Genomic DNA, 21,199 nt, shown 5'->3' with positions numbered 1-21,199 from the left:
ACCCGGGGTGGCTCAGGTGCACGGTTGCCGAACCGTTCCCGAGATGGCGGTGGACCGCATCGCGGGTGGCGTCATGTCGACCGTTCCCGTCCATGGGGACGCCATCTCCGGAGGAACGGCGGATCAGGCCAGCAGGTCGGCCAGTTCCTCGAAGAACGGCACCACCGCGGCGGTGCCGGCGATGCGGAACCGGGCACCCGTCTCGCCGTCGCCGACCTTCACCGACACGTCGTCGGGGGAGAGGGCGCGGAAGGCGTCCTCGTCGGTGAGGTCGTCCCCGAGGTAGACGGCCGCGGCGGCGCCGAGCTCGTCCCGCAGCCGCCGGAGGGCCCGCCCCTTGTCGGCGTCGGTGACGGCGAGCTCGAGCACCTCCTTGCCGGGCTTCTTCGTCAGTGACGGATCCGCCGCGGCATCGGCCTGGGACAGCAACGCGGCGGCCGCCGCCCGGTCCGTCACCTGCCGCACGTGCACCGCCACGCTGGCCGGCTTGACCTCCAGCCGGGCACCGGGGACGGCGGCCACCAGCGGGGCCAGCCGCTCGGCGAGGGCGTCCCGCCGTCCGGCCAGCTCGCCGGTCAGCGGACCGTCGAACTCCGCACCGTGGCTGCCCACCCAGCGGTAGGGGCCGGTCAGCCCGCTGACCGCCTGGAGGTCGGCGACCCCGCGGCCGCTGACCAGCGCGACGACGACGCCGGGCCGGGCGGCCACGCGGGCCAGCGCCTCGGCGATCCCGGGGGAGGGGACCGCGGCCGAGGGGTCGCCCACGAGCGGGGCGAGCACACCGTCGTAGTCGCTGGCCACCAGCAGCGGCCGCCGTCCGGCGAGCTCCCGGAGCGCGGCGGTCAGCACGGCGGGCACGGCGCTCATGCCTGGGCGCGCAGCGCGTCGAAGAACGAGGTCGCCCAGTGCTCGAGGTCGTTCCTCGCCAGGTGACGGCGCATGGCCCGCATCCGCTTGGCCAGCTCGTCCGGCTCGGCGCGCAGGGCCCGCACCAGCTGGTTCTTCACGCCGGCGATGTCGTGCGGGTTGACCAGGAAGGCCTGCCTGAGCTCCGCGGCGGCCCCGGCGAACTCCGACAGCACCAGGGCCCCGCCGTGGTCGGTGCGGGCGGCGACGTACTCCTTGGCGACCAGGTTCATGCCGTCCCGGTACGGGGTGACGAGCATGACGTCGGCGGCGCGGTAGAGGGCGGCCAGCTCCTCCCTCGGCACCGACTGGTTGATGTAGTGGACCGCGGGGCCGCCGAGGGTGCCGAACACGCCGTTGATGTGCCCGACCTGCTGCTCGATGGTCTCCCGCATGTGCACGTAGTGCTCGACGCGCTCGCGGCTCGGCGTGGCCACCTGCACCATCACCGTCTGCGGGCTCTCCACGACGCCGTCCTCGAGCAGCTCCTGGAAGGCGTTGAGCCGGACGACGATGCCCTTGGTGTAGTCCAGCCGGTCCACGCCGAGGACGATCTTGTCGGGGTTGCCGAGCTCGGCACGGATCTCCGCGGAGCGCTTGACCACGTCGGGGGAGTCCGCGAGCTCCTCGAAGCCCTTGACGTCGATGGAGATCGGGAAGGCCCGGGCGGTGACCGTCCGGCCGTCGTACTCGATGGTCTGCCCGCGGGCGGGCAGGTCGTGCAGCCGCCGGGCCAGCTGGACGAAGTTCGCCGCCGCGTTGGGGCGCTGGAACCCGACGAGATCGGCGCCGAGCAGGCCCTCGACGATCGCCGACCGCCAGGGCAGCTGGGTGAACAGCTCGTAGGGCGGGAACGGGATATGCAGGAAGAAGCCGATGGTCAGGTCGGGCCGCCGCTGCCGGAGCATGGCCGGCACCAGCTGCAGCTGGTAGTCGTGGACCCACACGATCGCGCCCTCGGCGGCGACCTCCGCGGCCCGCTCGGCGAAGCGCTTGTTGACCTGGACGTAGGCGTCCCACCAGGTGCGGTGGTACTCGGGCTTCTCGACCACGTCGTGGTACAGCGGCCACAGCGAGGCGTTGGACATGCCCTCGTAGTAGCGGTCGACCTCCTCCTCGGAGAGCTCGACCGGGATGAGCGACATGCCCCCGGACTCGAACGGCTCCGGGGCCTCACCGGCCGACCCGGACCAGCCCACCCACGCGCCGCCACGGCCGGCGACGAAGGGTTCCAGGGCGGTCACCAGCCCGCCGGGGCTGCGCTGCCAGCGCGTCGTCCCGTCCGGGTCGGTCACCTGGTCGACCGGTAGCCGGTTGGCCACCACGACGACGGGGCTGTCCGCCCGCTCGCTGCCTGCCGATGTCCCAGCCATACCGCCTCCGACCCTACTGACCGCGGTTCCCCCTGGAGCCGCGGGTCCTCGTCACCGCACCAGCACGTAGGCCACGACGGCCGCGCCCAACCCCAGCAGGAGGGTGCCGCCCGCGTAGGCCAGCGCGCGCCCCAGCGCCCGCTCCTCGACCAGCCGGACGACGTCGTTGCCGTACGTCGAGAAGGTCGTCAGCGTGCCGCAGAAGCCGGTGCCGACCAGCACCACGACGGCCGGGGGGACCGACCGCAGCCCGAGCACGACGCCGAGCACCGCGCTGCCGGCGACGTTGACCGCCAGGGTCCCCACGACGCTGCCCCGGCCGCGCCGGGTGACGGCGACCCGCTCGGCGAGCAGCCGCAGCGGCGCCCCCACGAGAGCGCCGGCCGCCACCAGCAGCGCGGTCACGCGATCTCCTCCTCGGCCCCGACCTCGGCGGCCACGGGTGCCGGCCGCGGGACCAGGGCCCGGCCGAGCACCACCCCGGCGGCGGCGGCGAGCACCCCGCCGAGCACGCTCGCCGCCGCGTACGCGACCGCGGTCGCCCACGCCCCGACGTCGGCCAGCTCGACGGTCTCGACGGCGAAGGTCGAGAACGTCGTGTACCCGCCGAGGACCCCGGTGCCCAGGAACGGCCACAGCCAGGGACGGTCCGGGTGGACGGCGAAGACGGCGCCGAGCAGGACCCCGAGCACCAGGCAGCCGGTGAGGTTGACCAGCAGCGTGGCCCACGGCCAGGTGCCGGGGGAGTGGGGGAGGGCCTCGGCGACCCCCCACCGCGCCAGGGCGCCCAGGACACCCCCGAGCGCCGCCATCAGGTAGGCCACGAGCTCATTCTCACGGAGGGAGCCACGCCTGTCGGCACCCTGCAGGGGGCCTTCTTCAGCGGCGGCGGGTCTCGGGGAAGAGCAGGTCGACGAAGCGCTCCACGGTGGGCTGCGGCTCGTGGTTGGCCAGCCCGGGCCGCTCGTTGGCCTCGATGAACACGTGGTCGGGGCCTTCGACGTCGGGCACCAGGAAGTCCAGCCCGGTCACCGGGATGCCGACCGCCCGGCTGGCCCGGACGGCGGCCTGCGCGATCGCCGGGTGCAGCCGGTCGGTGACGTCCTCGATGGTGCCGCCGGTGTGCAGGTTCGCCGTCCGCCGGACCCGGATCCGCTCGCCCGACGGCGGGACGTCGTCCATCGCGTACCCGGACTCGGCGACCACCTCGGCGGTCGTGTCGTCCAGCGGGATCGACGACTCCCCGCCGGTGGCCCGCTCCCGGCGGCGGCTGGTCGACTCCACCAGCGCGGTCACCGGGCTGCGGCCGTCCCCGACCACCTCCGCCGGACGGCGGACCGCGGCGGCGACCACCTCGTGGTCGATGACGACCACGCGCAGGTCGTCGCCCTCGACCAGCTCCTCGACGAGCACGTCCGGGCAGAACTGGACGGCGAGGCCGACCGCGCGCTCGAGCGACTCGGGGGAGGTCACCCCGACCGTGATCCCCCGGCCCTGCTCGCCGCGGGCGGGCTTGACGACGACCTCCCCGCACTCGCCGAGCAGCCGGCGGGCGTCGTCCAGCTCGCCCTCCGCGGCCCGGACGCCCCGCGGCACCCGGACGCCGGCGCGCTCCATGATCCGGCGGGTCACCCGCTTGTCGTCGCAGCGGCTCATGGCCACCGCGGTGGTGAACTCCGACAGCGACTCGCGGGTGAGCACGCTCCGGCCGCCGAGGGACAGCCGCATCTCGCCCCACTCGGCGTCGGTCACCTCGACGCGGATGCCGCGCTCCAGCGCCTCCTCGGCGATGATCCGGGCGTAGGGGTTGAGCTCCTCCAGGCCCGGCGGGCGGGAGGCGAACAGCGGGGTGTTGATCGGGTTCTTCCGCTTGACGCACAGCGCGGGGACCCGGTGGAACCCGAGCTTGCGGTAGAGCGCGATCGCGCCGGTGTTGTCGTGCATGACCGAGAGGTCGAGGTACGCCCGGCCCCGCCCCACGTAGCGCTCGGCGAGCACCCGCACCAGCGCCTCGCCGGTGCCGGGCGGGGCGTCCTGGGCGTGCACGGCCAGGCACCACAGGCTCGTCCCACCCTCGGGGTCGTCGAACGCGAGCACGTGGTCGACGCCGGTGACCGTGCCGACGACCCGCCCGGTGCGGCGGTCCTCGGCGACCAGGTAGGTGAACGTGCGGGTGCGGTGGTTGGCCCACATCGTCTCCGGGTCGCCGGTGACCATGCTGTTGCGGGCGTAGATCTGGTTGATCGTCTCCATCTCGGCCAGCGAGGTCACCGTGCGCACGAAGACGCCGCGGATGAGCTCGGCGCGCGGACGGTAGCGGTGCAGGTCCAGCCGGTAGGTGTAGCTCGGGTCGACGAACAGCTCGGCCGGGGCCAGCCCGACGAGCACGTGCGGGTCCCGCGCGTAGATGCAGATGTCGCGGCGGCCGCTCTCCTCGGCGCGCAGCGCGTCCACGATGCCGCTCAGGTCCGCGAAGGTCTGCCCGAAGACCAGCCGCCCCCAGCCCAGGTCGAGGACGACGTCGGTGCCCATGCCCTGCCGCTGGTGCTCCGAGGGCTGCTGCCAGGAGCGACTGGTGAACGACGGGGTGTCGGCGACCGCCGTCCGGCGCCGGTGGCCGGCGAGTCGAGGACTCACCGGCTCACACCCCGTGGGTCTGCAGCCAGAGCTCGAGCAGGCCCAGCTGCCACAGCTTGTTGCCGCGCAGGGGAGTGAGCTCACCGTTCGGGTCCGCCAGCAGCGCGCGGACGTACTCCGGACGGAACAGGCCGCGGTCGCGGGCGGCCTCGCCGGTGAGCGCGTCGCGCACCAGGTCGAGCACCTTGCCCTCGAGGTGGGTGATCGCCGGGACCGGGAAGTAGCCCTTGGGGCGGTCGATGACCTCCGGCGGGATGATCCGGCGGCCGATCGCCTTGAGCACGCCCTTGCCCCCGTCTGCCAGCTTCAGCTCCGGCGGGCACATCGCGGCCAGCTCGACCAGGTCGTGGTCGAGGAAGGGCACCCGGGCCTCCAGGCCCCACGCCATGGACATGTTGTCGACCCGCTTGACCGGGTCGTCGACCAGCATGACCTCGCTGTCCAGGCGCAGCGCGGCGTCCACCGCCGTCTCGGCGCCGGGCATGGCCATGTGCCGGCGGACGAACTCCCGGCTGGGGTCGCCGTCCAGCGCGTAGCGGTCGGCCACCAGGCGGGCCATGTCGGCGGCGTCGCGGTCGAAGAACGCGGCGGCGTACCGCTCGACCGCCTCCTCCCGGCCGACCTCGGCCAGCGGCGGGTACCAGTGGTAGCCGGCGAAGACCTCGTCGGCGCCCTGGCCGGACTGCACGACCCGGATCGACTGGCTCACCCGCTCCGAGAGCAGGTCGAAGGCGACGACGTCGTGGCTGACCATCGGCTCGGCCATCGCGCCGATGGCGTGCCCGAGCGCGGCGGCGAGCTCGTCGGAGGCCACCCGGATCCGGTGGTGGTCGGTGCCGAACCGCTCGGCGATGACGTCGGAGTACTGGAACTCGTCGCCCTCGCGGCCGCCCACCGCCTCGAAGCCGATGGAGTAGGTGGCCAGCCCGGTCTGCCCCTCCTCCGCGAGCAGACCCACGATCAGGCTGGAGTCCAGCCCGCCGGAGAGCAGCACACCGACCGGGATGTCGGCCACCAGCCGCCGGCGGACGGCGACCCGCAGCGCCTCCTCGATGGCGTCCTCCCAGTCGCGGGCCGACCAGGAGGCGTGCTCGGGACGGCGCTCGTAGGTCGCCTCCCAGTAGCGGTGCTCGCGGCTGGTGCCGTCGGCCTCCACCACCCGCACGGTCGCCGGCGGCAGCTTCCGGACGCCGTTCAGGATCGTCCGCGGCGCCGGGACGACGGCGTGCCAGGTCAGGTAGTGGTGCAGCGCGACCGGGTCGATGGAGGTGTCCAGGTCTCCGGAGCGGCCACCCGCCCGCAGCAGCGCCGGCAGCGAGGAGGCGAACCGCAGCCGGCCCGGGGACTCCGCCAGGTAGAGCGGCTTGATGCCCAGCCGGTCGCGGGCCAGGACGACCCGGCCGGTGTCCCGCTCGTGGATGACGAAGGCGAACATGCCGTGCAGGTGCGAGACGACGTCGGTGCCCCAGTGGTGGTAGCCCTTGAGGATCACCTCGGTGTCGCTGGTGGAGAAGAAGCGATAGCCGTGGCCCTCCAGCTCGGCGCGCAGCTCCTGGTAGTCGTAGACGCAGCCGTTGAAGACCGCGGTGAGCCCCAGCTCGCTGTCCACCATCGGCTGCGAGCCGTGCGGGGACAGGTCGATCACCGAGAGCCGCCGGTGCCCGAACGCCACCCGCCCGTTGCTCCACGTCCCCTGCCCGTCAGGGCCGCGGGGGACGAGGGCGTCCACCATCCGCGCCACGGCGGTGGTGTCGGCCAGGGTGCCGTCGAACCGGATCTCGCCGGAGAGGCCGCACATGCCTCGATCCAACCCCAGGCGTCCGGGCCCCGCGACGGGGCCGGGAGAACGTCACACCGATGCAACAGCGGCGCCGTTCCACGTGGAACAGAGGGGCGCGGGGTATCGCCGCTGGCCGCGGTCGGGGCGGCACCGCGACGCCGTCGGGGGCGGTCCGGTGTCCCGGCGGATCGGGCGTCCCGACCCCTTCCACGCTCGGTGGAGCCACCGGCACAGTTCGAGGCGGACGGGCCGGACGGGGCCGGAGCGGCCCAGGTCCCGAGCCGGTCCGGGCGGAGCCCGGCGTCGATCCCGGAGGGCCCCGTGCCGACCACCTCCCCGCGTCGCCTCCGCCGCCGTGCCGCAGCCGCCGTCTGCGCGGTGGCGACGTCCCTCGCGCTGGTCGGGGTCCCGCTCGGCGGCGTCGCGGCCGCCGCTCCCGGCGCGCCGGCGACTCCGGAGGGGCAGGGCGAGCCACCACCGGGGGGCGTCCCGGGCGTGCCGGTGCCGTCGATCCCCTGGGTCGACGCGGGGGAGGGCTTCCAGCAGGCCGACGTCGAGGTCCCGTACGACTACGCCGACCCGACCGGCCGTACGTTCCGCCTCCACGTGGTGCGGCTGCCCGCGGGCGATCCGGCGAACCGGATCGGCGCACTGTTCGTCAACTTCGGCGGTCCGGGCGGAGGGGCGGCGGCGACCCTGCGCGCGATCGGCCGGTTCGTGTTCCCGCCCGAGGTGCTCGCGCGCTACGACCTGGTCGGCGTCGACCCGCGGGGGACCGGCGAGAGTCAGCCGGTGCGCTGCACGGGCAGCACCGCCGAGCAGGCCGCCCTGCCCTACGCCACGCTCGCCGACTTCCCCACCGACCCGGTCCAGGAGGAGCAGGCGATCGCGCAGGTGCGCGCGTTCGCGGAGGAGTGCCGGGCGCGCAACGGGGACCTGCTCGACCACGTCGGCACGCTCCCGTTCGCCCGCGACCTCGACGTGCTGCGCGCTGCGATGGGCGACGAACGGATCAACCTGTACGGCTTCTCCTACGGCACCTTCCTGGGCCAGGTGGTCGCCAACACCTTCCCGACGCGCGTCGGCGCGCTGGTGCTCGACGGCGCGGTGGACCCCGCCTGGGCCGGCGGCCCGCCCGGCACGATCAGCTGGATCCGCCAGCGCGGTGAGGTGGGGAGCACCGAGACCCTGGACCGGTTCCTCGACCTGTGCGGGCAAGCCGGACCGCAGCGGTGCGCCTTCGCCGCCGACGGCAGTCGGGAGCCGAAGTACGCCGAGCTCACCGCCCGGCTGCGGACCGCTCCGCTGCCGGTCCCGGTGCCCGACCGGCCGGCGCGGCCGCTGACCTACTCCGCGGTGGTCACGGCGACCGTGGGCCTGCTCTACCGGCCGGAGACGTGGCCGGTGCTCGGCGAGCTGCTGCAGGCGGCGTACAGGGGCGACGGCGCCGCGGTCGCCGCCGTGCAGGAGAGCCTCGCGCCGCCGCCGACGCCGGAGGGCTACGTCAACTACCCCGACGCGAACGTCGCCGTCACCTGCGCCGACACCGACAACCCGGCCGACCCCTTCCGCTACGGCGAGGTGGGGCGCGAACTGGACGCCACGACCGCGCCCTACGTCGGCTCCCGGTGGGCCCACCTCGCGCTCGCCTGTGCGGCGTGGTCCGGTCGGTCGACCGAGCGGTACACCGGCCCGTGGGACAGCTGGACGCGCAACCCGGTGCTCGTCATCGGCACGCGGTACGACCCCGCCACCCCCTACCGCAACGCGGTGGTGGTGGACGACCTGCTGCCCAACAGCACCCTGCTGACCGTCGACGGCGCCGGGCACACCTCCCTCGGCCTGAGCTCCTGCGCGGTCTCGGTGACCGCGCAGTACCTGCTGACCGGGGCCACCCCGCCCGCGGGGACGGTGTGCGTCCAGGACAGCGGGGCGTTCGACCCGGTGCCGGCGTCCGCCCTCACCGGCTCCCTCCGGCCACTCGCGGCAGGCGGATGAGGCCGTTCCGCCGGAGGACCCGGCGGAACGGTCAGCCGTAGTACAGGGCGACGGGCCTGCCGTCGATCTCCCGGACGTCGACGGTCGTGTCGTACACGGCCGCGAGCACCTCGGGTCGCACGACCTCCCGGGACGACGCGTCGGCCACGACCCTGCCGTCGCGCAGAGCGACGATCCGGTCGGACCAGGTCGCCGCGAAGTTGATGTCGTGCAGCACGGTGAGGACCCGCTTGCCGAGCTCGTCGGCCATCGTCCGCACCAGCCGCATGATCTCGGTCATGTGCCGCAGGTCGAGGTTGTTCAGCGGTTCGTCGAGCAGGACGTACCTGGTGTCCTGCGCGAGCACCATCGCGATGAAGGCCCGCTGGCGCTGGCCGCCCGAGAGCTCGTCGAGGAACCGGCTCCGGTAGGGGTCGAGACCGAGGTAGTCGATCGCGCGCTCGATGTGGTCGCGGTCCTCCACCGTGAGCCGCCCCCCAGAGTGCGGGAAGCGGCCGAACTCCACCAGGTCGTGCACGGTCAGCCGCGCGGCGACGTGGTTGTCCTGGCGCAGCACGGCGAGGGTCCTGGCGAGCTCCCTCGACGACGCCGTCGCGACGTCCGTCCCGTCCACCGTCACCCGGCCGGCATCGGGCTGGACCAGCCGGCCGACGAGGCCGAACAGGGTCGACTTGCCCGCGCCGTTCGGACCGATGAGGGCCGTGACACCCTCCTCGCCGAAGCCGATCGTGACGTCGTCGACCACCGGCTGGCCGCCGTAGCGCTTGGTGACGCCCTCGAGCGCGATCACCGCGCCCCCTTTCGCAGCACGAGGTACAGGAAGAACAGCCCGCCGGCGAAGTCGATCACCGTCGAGAGGGTGCCGCCGAAGTCGAGCAGCCGCTCGAGGACCAGCTGGCCGCCCAGCAGGCAGACCACGCCGATCAGCACGGCGGTGGGCACCGTCCACACGTGGCGGAAGGACCCCGCGTAGGAGTAGGCGAGGTTCGCGACGATCAGGCCGAGGAACAGGATCGGCCCGACCAGCGCCGTCGACGCGGCGATCATCAGGGAGACGATCGCGAAGAGGGTCATCACCACGCGCCGGTGGTCGACCCCCAGGCCCACGGCCGCCGGCTCGCCCAACGTCAGCACGTCGAGCGTGCGCAGCAGCGGCACGACCGCGGCACAGCCGAGGACGACGAGGACGCCGGTGAGCAGCAGCAGCGTCTCGTCGGGCCGGGTGAGGGAGGCGAACACCGCGTCGGACAGCACCTGGAAGTCCAGCGGGTCCAGCATCCGCTGCATCCACTCGGTGAAGGCGCGGAAGAAGGTGCCCAGCACGATGCCGACCAGCAGCACGAGGTGGATCGACCGCCGCTTCCCGCCGAACAGCCAGGTGAACAGCACGGCGCTGAAGGCCACCATGACGACGACCTGGACGAGCCACAGGGTGAGCGGGTCGACGTCCAGGAACGACGCCGATCCGGCGGAGAACACGAGGACGGTCGAGATCAGCACGTAGAACGCGTCGAACCCCATGATCGACGGCGTCAGGATGCGGTTCTGCGTGATCGTGTGGAAGACCACCGTCGACACCCCGACCGCGGCCGCGACGACGAGCATCGCGAGCACCGTGAGGCTGCGGATCTCCAGCGCGAAGGCCAGCGAGCCGGGGACGTCGGTGAAGCAGTAGAGCGCGGTGAGGCCCAGGACGGCGACGCCGAGCGCGGCCAGGCGGACCCGGGGGCGGGGGAGGCGGCCGGTCACCGGCCGGGACGTCGGGGGAGCGGGGTCAGTGAGCACGGCTCCGCCTCCGCAGGAGCAGCCAGAGGAACAGCGCCGCGCCGACGACGCCGACGACGACCGACAGCGGGATCTCGTAGGGGGAGCGCACGACCCGCGCGACGATGTCGCAGGCCAGGACGAACAGCGCCCCGAGCCCGGCGACCCACGGGATGGCGCGGCGCACGTTGTCGCCGATGAGCAGGCTGACGACGTTCGGCACGACGAGCCCCAGGAAGGGGATCAGCCCGGCCGTGACGAGCACCACCGCCGTGATCACCGCGATGAGGACCATGCCGACCGTCACCCACCGGCGGTGGTCCAGCCCCAGGTTGGTCGCGAACTCCTCCCCGAGGCCGATCACGCTGAAGCGGTCGGCGGCCACCCAGGCGACGACGACCATGACCGCCGCGATCCACACGAGCTCGTAGCGCCCCTGCATGACGCTGGCGAAGCTGCCCTGCGACCACTGCCCGAGGGACTGCAGCAGGTCCAGGCGGTAGGCGAAGAACGTCGTTCCCGCGCCCACGACCCCGCCGAGCATGATGCCGACCAGCGGGACGAGCACCAGCTGGCGCACGGGCACGACCCTGACCACCCGGAGGAACACCCAGGTGCCGACCAGGCCGAAGACGGCGGCGACGGCCATCTTCCCCATCACGGCCATGCCTGGGACGAGGACCGTCGTGACCAGCATGCCGAGCATCGCGAACTCGCTGACGCCGGTGGTGCCGGGCTCCACGAACTTGTTGCGCACGAGCACCTGCATGATGAGGCCGGCGATGCCCAGGGAGGCGCCGACGAGGACCACGGCGACGGTCCGCGGGATCCGGCTCACTCCCAGCAGGAAGGCCGCCGTGCTCTCGGGCCCGCCGGCGAGCAGCGACGCCGGGGACACGTCGGAGACGCCGACGAACAGGCTCGCGACCGCGAGGACCGCGAGGAGGATGCCGACGAGCACCCCCACCCAGGTGCGGCGGGGCCGCACGCGGGCGGGGGTGCTCGGCGAGGTGGTGTCGAGCGCCGTCACGGACGACGGGGGAGGCGCTCGGCCGGGTCCACGCCGGTCACCCGGCGATCTGCAGGACGTCGTCGATCATGATCCGCGCGGTGTCGATGCCACCGAAGACGACGTACCAGGCGACCGGGTCGAGGTAGACGATCTGGTCGTCCCGGTAGGCGGTCGTCCGCCGGACGATGTCGTTGTCGAGGACCGCCGACGCGGCCTGCGCGCCCTCGGCACCGGTGGCGGCGTCCCGGTCGACGACCCAGAGGTGGTCGGGATCGGTCTCGAGCAGGAACTCGAAGGAGACCGGCTCGCCGTGGGTGGCGGCCTCGATGTCGTCCACCACCGGGGTCACGCCGAAGGTGTCGTAGATCAGGCCGCCGCGCGCGCCGCGTCCGGACGCGTCGTCGCCGGCCGGTGCCATCGCGCTGAGCTCGCCGCCCGAGACCATGAGGCCCAGACCCGTCCCGGCGTCGGCGGTGGCGGCCTGCGCCTCCTCGATGCCCGTCTCGATCTCCTCGATCGCCGCGGCGGCCTCGTCCTCGGCGCCGAGCACCTCGCCGAGGAACGTGGCGTTGCGCTCCAGGGTCTCGGTGAACGAGCCGCGCAGGCTCAGGTCGACGGTCGGCGCGATCTCGGAGAGGTCCTCGTACAGCGCCGACGAACGACCGCCGATGACGATCAGGTCGGGCTGCTGCGACTCGATCTCGACGAGGTCGGCCTCGAAGAGCGTGCCCGAGTTGAAGGCGTCGTCGGCCAGGTACTGCTGGAGGTACTCCGGCACCGAGTCCAGCGGGGCGCCCGCGACCTCGCCGCCCAGCGCGCCGATCGTGTCGAGGCTGGCCATGTCGAGGACGACGATCCGCTCGGGGTCCTTGGGGACCTCGACGGTGGTCTCCTCGAGGACCGGGTCCTGGTCCTCGGCGGCGGTGTTCCGGTCCCACGTCCACGGAACGGTCCCGGCCTCGGCGGGAGCCGCGGCTTCGGCGGTGTCCTCACCCTCCCCGCACGCGGTCAGGGCGAGGGCGGTGGCCACGGTGAGGGAGAGGGCGGCCAGCGGCCGGGCGGCGGTGGGCATGGTGCTCCTGAGGTAAGGCTGGGCTAACTGAGGGCGCCCTAACCTGCCACACCACCTGCGGCTCCCGTCAACCGGGGTCCCGGACCGCGGGTTGAGGGACGGATCCCGGGGGCAGGGGGAGCGGCATGGAGAGACGCACCATCGGAGACCTGACCGTGTCCGCCCAGGGGCTGGGCTGCATGGGGATGAGCGAGTTCTACGGCACGGGCGACCAGGCCGAGGCGGAGCGGACCATCCAGCGGGCACTGGACCTCGGCGTGACGTTCCTCGACACCGCCGACATGTACGGCCCCTTCACCAACGAGCGCCTCGTCGGCCGGGCGATCGCCGGCCGCCGCGACGAGGTCGTGCTGGCCACCAAGTTCGGCAACGAGCGCGGGGAGGACGGCTCCTTCCGCGGCATCAACGGCCGGCCCGACTACGTCCGCCGCGCCTGCGACGCCTCGCTGCAGCGGCTCGGCGTCGACGTCCTCGACCTCTACTACCAGCACCGGGTCGACACCGCCGTGCCGGTCGAGGACACCTGGGGCGCGCTGCGCGAGCTGGTCGAGGCCGGCAAGGTCCGGCACGTCGGCATCTCCGAGGCCTCCCCCGAGACGATCCGCCGGGCACACGCGGTGCAGCCGGTGACGGCCGTCCAGACCGAGTACTCGCTGTGGACTCGCGACCCCGAGGACGACGGCGTGCTGGCCACGTGCGCCGAGCTCGGCATCGGCTTCGTCGCCTACTCACCGATCGGCCGCGGCTTCCTCTCCGGGCAGATCCGCAGCCTCGACGACCTCGCACCCGACGACTTCCGCCGGCGCAACCCGCGGTTCCGGGGCGAGAACTTCGCCCGCAACCTCGAGCTGGTCGACCGGGTCCGCGAGATCGCCGACGAGAAGGGCGTCACCGCCACCCAGCTGGCGCTGGCGTGGGTGATGGCGCAGGGCGACCGCGGGAGGAACCCGGCGATCGTGCCGATCCCCGGGACCAAGCGGGTGGCCTACCTGGAGGAGAACGCCGCGGCCGCCGACGTCCGGCTGTCCGACGACGACCTGCGGCGGCTGGACGAGGCCGCCCCCGCCGGTGCGACCGCGGGCGACCGCTACCCGGACATGTCCACCGTGCACCGCTGAGCCGGACGAGGACGGTCCGGCTGCGCGAGCACGGTGCTCACGTGGTCGCGCGCCGGACCGTGCAGCCGGGCACAGAGCTCGTCCCAGGCCTCCCGCAGCTCCCCGCCCGGCCAGCCCGGGGGCCGCAGCGCGTCGGGCAGCATCGGGTCGCTGACGCCCACCCGCCGGATCTCGGCGAGCACCCGCAGGTGGGTCACCAGCGCCGTCCGCCCGTCGGGCTCCGGGGCGGCGAGCACCGCGCGGATCGCGTCGATCACCCGGTGGTAGGCCGCGGCGACCCCCTGCAGGTCCCAGCACCGGGCGGCCAGCTCGGTGTCCGAGCCGCCGGTCTCCTGGGTCACCTGCGCGGTGAGCAGGTCCAGCCGGCTCAGCGGCTCCCGGGCGAGCGCGGTCCGGACGTCGTCCAGCGCCACCTTGTGGGGGGACAGCCAGGTCGCGGGGGCCAGCGGGCCGAACCCGTGCCGGGTGAGCGTGCGCCGCACCCGCTCGCGGGCCGACCGGTCGCTCTCGGGCACCGTGTAGATGACCATCCGCCAGCGGCCGTCCCACGGCCCGAGCCGCTCGTCCAGCCGGGCCCACCGGGCGCGGACGGCGGCCCGCAGGTCCTCGGTCGGCGTGTAGAGCGTCTCCCGGCCGCGGCGGGTGGCGGCCAGCCAGCCGGACCGGCGCAGCGCGGCGGTCGTCATGCGCGTGGTCGGCTCCGCGACCGCGAACGCCTCGAGCAGGGTGACCAGGGCCTGGAGGCGCACCGGCTGCTCGGTGACGACGTCCAGGTGCTCGGAGAAGAGGTCGACGACGAGGTCGCGGACGGTCATGGCTGTCCTTTCGGCACGCCCGTCGCTGAGCGCGCCCCCGTGGTGTCCGTCCCGGCCCAGGGCGATGACCGGGACGTTCCCCCTACGCGGGAGGATGACATCCGTGCGCACCGTCGTCCCACCGAGGTCCCCCAGGTGAGCCCGGTGCTGGTCGTGGCGGTGACCGTCCTCGCCGCCGCGGTGGCCGCCGCAGGCCTGGCCTCGACCGTCGCCCGCCGCCGGATCGGCCTGCTGCACCTGTGGGGGGCGGGGCTGCTGGAGGCGGTGCTGCTGGTCCAGGCGGGGATCGCCGTGGCCGCGCTGGTGGGCGGGCAGCACCCCGCCGACACCGCCACCTTCCTCGGCTACCTGGGCGGCATCGTGCTGCTGCCGGTGGCCGGCGCGCTGTGGGCCCGCTCCGAGCCGACCCGCTGGGCCGGCACCGTGCTGGCAGTGGCGGCCGGCGCGGTGGGGGTCATGATCTGGCGGTTGCTGCAGCTGTGGGAGGCGACGGGTGGCTGATCCGGGACGACGGGACGTCGACGACGCGGGGGAGCGGACGGCGGCCGCGACCGGGGGCGGCCCGGGGCGGGTGCTGGTCGCCGTCTACGGCGTCTTCACGCTCGCCGCGGGGGCGCGGGCCGCCGTCCAGCTGGCGACGCGGTTCGCCGACGCACCGGTGGCCTACCTGCTCTCCGCGCTGGCCGCGGTGGTCTACCTCGTGGCGACGGTGGCCCTGGCCCGCGGCGGGCGGCGCACCGCCCTGACCGCCATCTCGATCGAGCTCGCGGGGGTGCTCGTGGTGGGCACGCTGTCCCTGCTGGACCCGGCCGCCTTCCCCGACGAGACCGTCTGGTCGGCCTACGGCAGGGGCTACCTGTTCATCCCGCTGGTGCTGCCGGTGGTCGGCCTGCTGTGGTTGCGGCGCAGTGGTCGGCGCCCCGCGGACCGCCCGACCCCGGACCGCTAGAACTCGCCCCCGCCGCCGAAGTCCCCACCGAAGTCGCCGCCGCCGAAGTCCCCGCCGGAGGCGCCCCAACCGCCCTCGGCACCGCTGGCGAAGTCGCCGCCCGGGTCGCCGGCGTCGGCTCCGTCGGCGTACCCCTCGGCGTAGGCCTCCTCGTCCCCGCCGCCGAACAGGCCGCCGTCGCCGAGGCCGGTGTCGAACAGGGCGTCGGCGACCGCGGTCCCCACGACCAGGCCGCCCACGGTGCCCAGCAGGCTGGCGCCCATCATGCTGCCGAAGCTCGGCCCGCCGAACCCGCCGCCGCCGTACCCCGGCCCGTAGCCGCCCCGCCCGTAGCCGCCCCGCCCGTAGCCGCCGCCGTACCCGCCGAAGGCGCGCTCGAGGGTGCCGGGCCGGCGCATCTCCGCCCGGGTGGCGGCGCGGGCGAGGCTGCGCGGGTCGTCGCCGCGCGCCCGCTCGCCCGCGGCGGCCAGCTGGTCGAGGACCTGGCGCCGCTGTTCCGGGGTGAGCTGCGCGAACGCCTCGGCGTGCGCCTCCTCGATCTTGTCCGGCGGCGCGGTCCGCAGCAGGTAGCGGTAGCGCTCGATGGCCCGCTCGTCGTCCGAGCGGCCCTGGGGTGGTGGCGCTGGCGCGTCGTACGCGTGCGCGCGCCCGTACTCGTCGTCGTAGGCCGGCCGGCGGCGGCCGAAGAGCCGGTCGAGCAGTCCCATGGTGATCGTCTCCCTCCACCTGGAGCACGTCGCGTCCCGCCGCTGGGTTCCCGCGCGGCGCCCGTCCACACCTGCGCGGGTGGAACCCCAGGTCAGCGCCGTCCCGAGGCTGGCCGCGAGCGACGCGCCGCGGTTACTGTCGTGTCGTGCCGGCCGACCGGGACGCCCTTCCCGAGGCGCCTCCCCTCCCACCAGACGACCTCGGCGACCAGGGGCAGGCCGGCATCGTGACCGCCGCGACCGCCGTCGTCTCGCGGCACGGGTCCACCGGCACCGCCTCGGCGGCGCTGCCCGGCGTCCTGGCCGACGTGCCGGTCGCCGTCCTCGTCATCGACCAGCGCGCCGGGGCGGTCACCTACGCCAACACCGCCGCGGTGGAGATGGCCGGCAACGTCGCGCTGCCCGTGGACATCGACACCTGGGGTGCCGCGGCCTGCCTCACCGACCTCGGTGGCCGGCCGCTGGCCAGCACCTCCGGCCCGCTGTCCCTCGTGGCCCAGGGCCAGCCGGTGTCCGGCGAGGCGGTGCGGCGCGCGTCGGGCGGGGATCCCGACGGGCTCGGCCAGCTGCTGTGGGTGACCGGGTTCCCGCTCTCCGACCCCGCCGACCACCAGCAGCTGGCCCTGGTCGTGTTCCTGGAGGTCGACCCCGGCGGGCCGGCGGCCGACCCCGACCGGTACCTGCAGGCGCTGCGGGAACGGGCCGTCATCGCCACCGACATCGCCTTCACGATCACCGACCCGCGCCAGCCGGACAACCCGCTCATCTGGGTCAACCCGTCCTTCACCCGGATCACCGGCTACGAGTACGGCGAGGTCGTCGGGCGCAACTGCCGGTTCCTCCAGGGCCCGGCGACCGACGCGGCGGCGGTCCGGGGGATCCGGGCGGCCCTCGACGACCGCCGCACCGTCACGACGACGCTGCTGAACCACCGCAAGGACGGCACGGCCTTCTGGAACCAGCTGTCGATCAGCCCGGTCTTCGACGGCGAGGGGGCCCTCGTCAGCTTCGTGGGGGTGCAGACCGACGTCACCGAGCGCGTGCGGGTCGAGCAGGAGCGCGAGGCCGCCTTCGCGGCGGAGCAGACCGCCCGCCAGGAGGCCGAGCTCGCCCGCGCGACCGCCGAGCAGTCGCGGGCCGACGCCGAGCGGGCGCGCGCCGAGGCGGAGCGGGCGCAGACCCGGCTGGCGCTCATGGCCGAGGCGACCGGCACGCTGATCGCCACCCTCGACCTGGGCGACCTCCTCGACCGGCTGGCCCGGCTGTGCGTGCCCCTGGTGGCCGACTGGGTGTTCGTCACCCTGGTCGACGACTCCGGCGCGGTCGTGCGCACCGCGTGGCGGCATCGCGAGGGCCGCGAGGAGGAGCTGCAGCTGCTCAGCTCGACGCACGCCACGCACCTGCCCGAGGAGTCACCGACCCGCCGGAGCATCTCCACCGGCCGCCCGGTCGTGGTGCAACGGGCCGACGAGTCGCTGGCGGGGCTGTTCGCCAGCGACGCCGCCCGGCAGGCCTTCGCCCGGGTGGGCGCGGCCTCGCTGCTGGCCGTGCCGATGGTCGCCCGCCGGCGCACCCGCGGCGCGATCGTGCTCGGCCGGACGACCCCCGACCGGCCGTTCACCCAGGACGACGTCGACCTCGCCGAGGACCTCGCCCGCCGCGCGGCGCTGGCCATGGACAACGTGCGCCTCTACGAGCAGGAGCACACGGTGGCCGACACGCTGCAGCGCTCGCTGCTGCCGCAGCTGCCGGAGATCCCGGCCGTCGAGTCGGCCGCGCACTACGTCAGCGCTTCCGAGGCCGCCGACGTGGGCGGCGACTTCTACGACCTGCTGCACCTGCCCGACGGGTCGATCGGCGTGGTCATCGGGGACGTCGTCGGGCACGACATCGCCGCGGCGGCGGCGATGGGGCACCTGCGCGGGCTCATCCGGGCCTGCGTGTGGGAGGCGCCCGACCCCGACCCGGGCGTCGTCCTCGCCCGGGTCGACCGGCTGGTGCAGGGGCTGGGCGTGGCCTCCATGGCCACGCTGGTGTACGCGCGGGCGGTGCCGCCGGCCACGCCCGGAGCGCCGTGGCGGGTGCACCTGGCCAGCGCCGGCCACCCGCCCCCGCTGCTGCGCACGCCGGACGGCAGGGTGCGGGTCCTCGACGAGGTGACCGGGCTGCTGATCGGCGCCGACGGCGGTGCGCGACGGCGGTCGACGACCCTCGACGTCCCTTCCGGCGCCACGCTGCTCGGCTACACCGACGGGCTGATCGAGCGGCCGGGCGCGGACCTCGACGACGGGTTGGAGGAGCTGGTCACGCGCGTGGCCGCCGCTGCGCCGGACGCCGCGCCCCGGCAGCTGTGCGACGCGGCGGTCGCCGGTTCCCTCGACGGCCGGGACGACGTCGCGCTGATCGCCGTCCGGTTCTGCTGACGTCCGGCGCCGGTCCGGTTCGCGTCGGCGCCGGTCAGCCGTCGGTACCGGCGAGCAGACCGTAGGAGCCGCGGTGGAACAGCAGCGGGCGCCGTCCCTCGTCGGCGCCCAGGTCGAGCACGCGGGCGGCCACCAGGGTGTGGTCGCCGCCGTCGTACTCGGCCCACAGCTCGCAGTCGATCCAGGCCACGACGTCGTCGAGCACCGGCTGCCCCTGGCGGCTCGGACGCCAGTGCACGCCGGCGAACTTGTCCACGCCCGAGCGGGCGAAGGCGCCGGAGAGGTCGTGCTGGTCCTCGGCGAGCACGTTGACGCAGAACCGGCCGATCTCCCGCAGCTGCGGCCAGGTGCGCGAGGTTCGGGCGGGCGCGAACAGGACCAGCGGCGGATCCAGCGACAGGGAGCTGAACGACTGGCAGGTGAAACCGATCGGGCCGTCCTCGGCCATCGCGGTGACCACGGTGACCCCGGAGGCGAAGTGCCCGAGCACCTCGCGCATCACCTTCGGGTCGATGACCTCGACCGCTCCCTCCGTCCCGGGCCCCGCGTCGCTCATGGCCTCAGCCAACCACGGCGGCCACGAACCGGCCCCCGCTCTCCCGCCGGGCGCCGGCCGACGGCGTCCTCGGTCGGCTCTCCTCGTTCGGCGTCAGCCGACCGGCGCGGCGTTCCGCGGCACCGAGCGGCCGCCGGCCCGGTAGAGCGAGCTGGGCAGCTCGTGCCCGACGACGTCCTCGGTCACCCGCGCGGCGGCCAGGACGGCCTCGAGGTCCAGCCCGGTGCGCACGCCGGACTCCTCGAGCATGTAGACCAGCTCCTCGGTGGCGATGTTGCCGCTCGCCCCGGGCGCGAACGGGCAGCCACCGAGGCCGCCGACCGAGGAGTCCAGCTGGGTGACCCCGGCCTGGACGGCGGCCAGCGCGTTGGCCTGGCCGGTGCCGCGGGTGTCGTGGAAGTGGACGCCGACGGGGACCCCGGGGCAGGCGCGGCGGACGGCGTCGAGCAGCTGGACCACCCGCAGCGGCGTCGTCGTCCCGATGGTGTCGCCGAGGCAGAGCTGGTCGGCGCCGGCGGTGACCGCGGCCCGGGCGACGTCGACCGTGCGGGCCATCGGGGTGCGACCGTCGAACGGGCAGTCCCAGGCGGTGGCGATGATGACCTCGAGCGAGCCCCCCGCGCCGTGGGCGAGGCCGGCGATCTCGGCCACGGCGCCGACCGCCTCGGCGGTGGAGCGCCCCGCGTTGGCCCGGCTGTGCCCGTCGGAGGCCGAGACGACGTACTCCAGGTTCGGTACGCCGGCGTCCACCGCCCGGGTCGCGCCGCGCGGGTTGGCGACGAGGGCCGACCAGTGGACCGCCCCCCACCGGGAGAGCTCGGCCGCGACCGCGTCCGCGTCGGCCAGCGCGGGGACCGCCTTCGGCGAGACGAACGAGGTCGCCTCGATCCGCCGCACCCCGGTGGCCACCAGGGCCTCCAGCATCCGCAGCTTGGCCTCCAGCGGAACCGGCGCCTCGAGCTGCAGCCCGTCGCGCATGCCGACCTCGCGGACGTCCACGGCGGCCGGCAGCACCAGGTCGAAGTCGTTCACGGCAGCCCCCTCCTCGCGTGATCGGGTGCACATCCATCCTGCCCTGCGGCGAGGTTCCACGTGGAACTGCGCGGGGCACTCCAGGCTGAGAACCTGCAGCGTTTGGCCCATGATCTGCGCAGAATGTCCCGCACGGAGGTGGGATGTGACGAAGGCAGCCGGCACGCTGCCCCCGGCGGACCGCCGGAGTGCGTTCGCCAATGCCCCGATGGGCATCGTCCTCGCCACGCCGTCCGGCCTGCTGGTGGATGCCAACCCCGCCTTCGCCGCGATGCTCGGCCGCGACACCGACGACCTCTACGGCCGCTCGGTGCTCGAGCTCATCCACCCCGATGACGCGCCGTCCACGGCCGAGGCCTACTCCGAGCTGGTCGCGCGGCGCCGGACGATGCGCCACGAGACCCGGCTGGTCCGCCAGGACGGCAGCACCGTCCCGGTGCAGGTCACGTCGTCCTGGGTGGCGGCGACGCCGGAGGGCGATCCGCCGCACGTCGTGGCCATCGTCGAGGACATCACCGAGCGCAAGGCGCTGGAGGCGGCGCTGGTCCACCGCTCGCTGCACGACCCGCTCACCGGCCTGCCCAACCGCATCCTGTTCGGCGACCGGCTGCGCCACGCCCTGGAGCGCGGACACCGGGAGCGCACCCCCACCTGCGTGCTGGGCATCGACCTCGACGGGTTCAAGGAGATCAACGACGAGTACGGCCACCCGGTCGGCGACGCGGTCCTCATCGCCTTCGCCGAGCGCCTGACGTCGGTGCTGCGGGCCAGCGACACCGCGGCCCGCGTGGGCGGTGACGAGTTCAGCATCGTCTGCGAGAACAGCGAGCGGGCCGACGCCGAGGCGCTGGCCGACCGGCTGCGGCACACCGTGACCGAGCCCCTGGAGGTGGAGGAGGTGACGATCCCGCTGGCCATGAGCATCGGGATCGGCACCGTGGCCGGCGGCACCGACCCGGAGCTGGCCTTCGAGCTGCTGGTGCGGGAGGCCGACGAGGCCATGTACGCCGACAAGGCCGCCCGGCGACGCTGACCTCCTCCGTCGCGTACGCGCCGT

Annotated in this window: 20 protein-coding genes; 6 read left to right on the top strand and 14 right to left on the bottom strand. The window is 74.4% G+C overall.

Annotated elements, in window-relative coordinates; all coding sequences use genetic code 11:
• Positions 1-123 precede the first annotated feature (123 nt).
• The 6 genes from otsB to ACI782_RS04750 are packed head-to-tail and all read right to left on the bottom strand — an operon-like array spanning position 124 to position 6,714.
• The gene (gene otsB / locus ACI782_RS04775) at positions 124-867 is read right to left on the bottom strand and encodes a trehalose-phosphatase (protein ID WP_456906618.1); all 744 of its coding nucleotides are present in this window, start codon (positions 865-867) and stop codon (positions 124-126) included.
• Positions 864-2,279, bottom strand: coding sequence for an alpha,alpha-trehalose-phosphate synthase (UDP-forming) (locus tag ACI782_RS04770; protein WP_456906616.1), 1,416 nt, complete (start codon positions 2,277-2,279; stop codon positions 864-866). Before ACI782_RS04770 ends, otsB begins: the two co-directional genes overlap by 4 nt.
• A 51-nt stretch (positions 2,280-2,330) precedes the next feature.
• A complete protein-coding gene (locus tag ACI782_RS04765; RefSeq protein ID WP_456906614.1) occupies positions 2,331-2,684 on the bottom strand; it encodes a fluoride efflux transporter FluC in 354 nt (117 codons plus the stop codon).
• Complete coding sequence (crcB, locus tag ACI782_RS04760) at positions 2,681-3,103, bottom strand: fluoride efflux transporter CrcB (protein ID WP_456906612.1); 423 nt, start codon at positions 3,101-3,103, stop codon at positions 2,681-2,683. The genes ACI782_RS04765 and crcB overlap by 4 nt, the downstream gene beginning before the upstream one ends.
• A gap of 55 nt (positions 3,104-3,158) precedes the next feature.
• Positions 3,159-4,916, bottom strand: a complete 1,758-nt coding sequence (gene ngg, locus ACI782_RS04755; RefSeq protein WP_456906610.1) for an N-acetylglutaminylglutamine synthetase — start codon at positions 4,914-4,916, stop codon at positions 3,159-3,161.
• A gap of 4 nt (positions 4,917-4,920) precedes the next feature.
• Positions 4,921-6,714, bottom strand: coding sequence for an N-acetylglutaminylglutamine amidotransferase (locus tag ACI782_RS04750; protein WP_456906608.1), 1,794 nt, complete (start codon positions 6,712-6,714; stop codon positions 4,921-4,923).
• A gap of 360 nt (positions 6,715-7,074) precedes the next feature.
• Between ACI782_RS04750 and ACI782_RS04745 the strand changes: the two genes are divergently transcribed.
• A complete protein-coding gene (locus tag ACI782_RS04745) occupies positions 7,075-8,694 on the top strand; it encodes an alpha/beta hydrolase (RefSeq protein ID WP_456906606.1) in 1,620 nt (539 codons plus the stop codon).
• A gap of 31 nt (positions 8,695-8,725) precedes the next feature.
• Here ACI782_RS04745 and ACI782_RS04740 read toward each other — a convergent pair whose 3' ends face one another.
• The 4 genes from ACI782_RS04740 to ACI782_RS04725 are packed head-to-tail and all read right to left on the bottom strand — an operon-like array spanning position 8,726 to position 12,542.
• Positions 8,726-9,484, bottom strand: coding sequence for an iron ABC transporter ATP-binding protein (locus tag ACI782_RS04740; RefSeq protein ID WP_456906604.1), 759 nt, complete (start codon positions 9,482-9,484; stop codon positions 8,726-8,728).
• Positions 9,481-10,479: an iron chelate uptake ABC transporter family permease subunit gene (locus tag ACI782_RS04735; protein WP_456906602.1), complete on the bottom strand. Its 999-nt coding sequence runs from the start codon at positions 10,477-10,479 to the stop codon at positions 9,481-9,483. The genes ACI782_RS04740 and ACI782_RS04735 overlap by 4 nt, the downstream gene beginning before the upstream one ends.
• Positions 10,469-11,488, bottom strand: coding sequence for an ABC transporter permease (locus tag ACI782_RS04730; protein ID WP_456906600.1), 1,020 nt, complete (start codon positions 11,486-11,488; stop codon positions 10,469-10,471). Before ACI782_RS04730 ends, ACI782_RS04735 begins: the two co-directional genes overlap by 11 nt.
• A 37-nt stretch (positions 11,489-11,525) precedes the next feature.
• Positions 11,526-12,542: a siderophore ABC transporter substrate-binding protein gene (locus ACI782_RS04725; protein WP_456906598.1), complete on the bottom strand. Its 1,017-nt coding sequence runs from the start codon at positions 12,540-12,542 to the stop codon at positions 11,526-11,528.
• Between the two features lie 125 nt (positions 12,543-12,667).
• Here ACI782_RS04725 and ACI782_RS04720 point away from each other — a divergent pair, with 125 nt between their 5' ends.
• Positions 12,668-13,660, top strand: coding sequence for an aldo/keto reductase (locus ACI782_RS04720; RefSeq protein WP_456906596.1), 993 nt, complete (start codon positions 12,668-12,670; stop codon positions 13,658-13,660).
• On the opposite strand, the gene ACI782_RS04715 is transcribed toward ACI782_RS04720, so the two are convergent.
• Positions 13,630-14,475 carry a PaaX family transcriptional regulator gene (locus tag ACI782_RS04715; protein ID WP_456906594.1) on the bottom strand — a complete coding sequence of 282 codons (846 nt, stop codon included), beginning with the start codon at positions 14,473-14,475 and terminating at the stop codon, positions 13,630-13,632. The two genes, ACI782_RS04720 and ACI782_RS04715, sit on opposite strands and share 31 nt — an antisense overlap.
• Before the next feature lie 135 nt (positions 14,476-14,610).
• Between ACI782_RS04715 and ACI782_RS04710 the strand changes: the two genes are divergently transcribed.
• Together ACI782_RS04710 and ACI782_RS04705 are read left to right on the top strand one after the other, a co-directional pair.
• Entirely contained in the window at positions 14,611-14,976 is a 366-nt protein-coding gene (locus tag ACI782_RS04710) for a hypothetical protein (protein ID WP_456906592.1), read from the top strand.
• The gene (locus ACI782_RS04705; RefSeq protein ID WP_456906590.1) at positions 14,969-15,424 is read left to right on the top strand and encodes a hypothetical protein; all 456 of its coding nucleotides are present in this window, start codon (positions 14,969-14,971) and stop codon (positions 15,422-15,424) included. Before ACI782_RS04710 ends, ACI782_RS04705 begins: the two co-directional genes overlap by 8 nt.
• Here ACI782_RS04705 and ACI782_RS04700 read toward each other — a convergent pair.
• The gene (locus ACI782_RS04700; RefSeq protein ID WP_456906588.1) at positions 15,421-16,131 is read right to left on the bottom strand and encodes a hypothetical protein; all 711 of its coding nucleotides are present in this window, start codon (positions 16,129-16,131) and stop codon (positions 15,421-15,423) included. The genes ACI782_RS04705 and ACI782_RS04700 overlap by 4 nt on opposite strands.
• 146 nt (positions 16,132-16,277) lie before the next feature.
• Between ACI782_RS04700 and ACI782_RS04695 the strand changes: the two genes are divergently transcribed.
• Positions 16,278-18,554 (top strand): SpoIIE family protein phosphatase, encoded by a 2,277-nt coding sequence (locus tag ACI782_RS04695; protein ID WP_456906585.1) that lies wholly within the window; start codon positions 16,278-16,280, stop codon positions 18,552-18,554.
• 34 nt (positions 18,555-18,588) lie between these two features.
• On the opposite strand, the gene ACI782_RS04690 is transcribed toward ACI782_RS04695, so the two are convergent.
• Together ACI782_RS04690 and ACI782_RS04685 are read right to left on the bottom strand one after the other, a co-directional pair.
• Positions 18,589-19,110 carry a flavin reductase family protein gene (locus ACI782_RS04690; RefSeq protein WP_456906583.1) on the bottom strand — a complete coding sequence of 174 codons (522 nt, stop codon included), beginning with the start codon at positions 19,108-19,110 and terminating at the stop codon, positions 18,589-18,591.
• Between the two features lie 93 nt (positions 19,111-19,203).
• Positions 19,204-20,142: a hydroxymethylglutaryl-CoA lyase gene (locus ACI782_RS04685; protein ID WP_456906581.1), complete on the bottom strand. Its 939-nt coding sequence runs from the start codon at positions 20,140-20,142 to the stop codon at positions 19,204-19,206.
• A 145-nt stretch (positions 20,143-20,287) separates the two neighbouring features.
• Between ACI782_RS04685 and ACI782_RS04680 the strand changes: the two genes are divergently transcribed.
• Entirely contained in the window at positions 20,288-21,175 is an 888-nt protein-coding gene (locus ACI782_RS04680; RefSeq protein WP_456906579.1) for a diguanylate cyclase domain-containing protein, read from the top strand.
• Positions 21,176-21,199 lie beyond the last annotated feature (24 nt).

The sequence above is a fragment of the Geodermatophilus sp. SYSU D00703 genome, assembly GCF_054050155.1.
The sequence above is the reverse complement of the archived record's forward strand: the minus strand, read 5'-3'. Positions and strand labels throughout refer to the sequence as shown.

What these genes read in the sequence shown, in the direction of transcription:
- otsB (WP_456906618.1), bottom strand. Translation starts at nt 867, where the DNA reads ATGAGCGCCGTGCCCGCCGTGCTGACCGCCGCGCTCCGGGAGCTCGCC.
- ACI782_RS04770 (WP_456906616.1), bottom strand. Translation starts at nt 2,279, where the DNA reads ATGGCTGGGACATCGGCAGGCAGCGAGCGGGCGGACAGCCCCGTCGTC.
- ACI782_RS04750 (WP_456906608.1), bottom strand. Translation starts at nt 6,714, where the DNA reads ATGTGCGGCCTCTCCGGCGAGATCCGGTTCGACGGCACCCTGGCCGAC.
- ACI782_RS04725 (WP_456906598.1), bottom strand. Translation starts at nt 12,542, where the DNA reads ATGCCCACCGCCGCCCGGCCGCTGGCCGCCCTCTCCCTCACCGTGGCC.
- ACI782_RS04720 (WP_456906596.1), top strand. Translation starts at nt 12,668, where the DNA reads ATGGAGAGACGCACCATCGGAGACCTGACCGTGTCCGCCCAGGGGCTG.
- ACI782_RS04715 (WP_456906594.1), bottom strand. Translation starts at nt 14,475, where the DNA reads ATGACCGTCCGCGACCTCGTCGTCGACCTCTTCTCCGAGCACCTGGAC.
- ACI782_RS04700 (WP_456906588.1), bottom strand. Translation starts at nt 16,131, where the DNA reads ATGGGACTGCTCGACCGGCTCTTCGGCCGCCGCCGGCCGGCCTACGAC.
- ACI782_RS04690 (WP_456906583.1), bottom strand. Translation starts at nt 19,110, where the DNA reads ATGAGCGACGCGGGGCCCGGGACGGAGGGAGCGGTCGAGGTCATCGAC.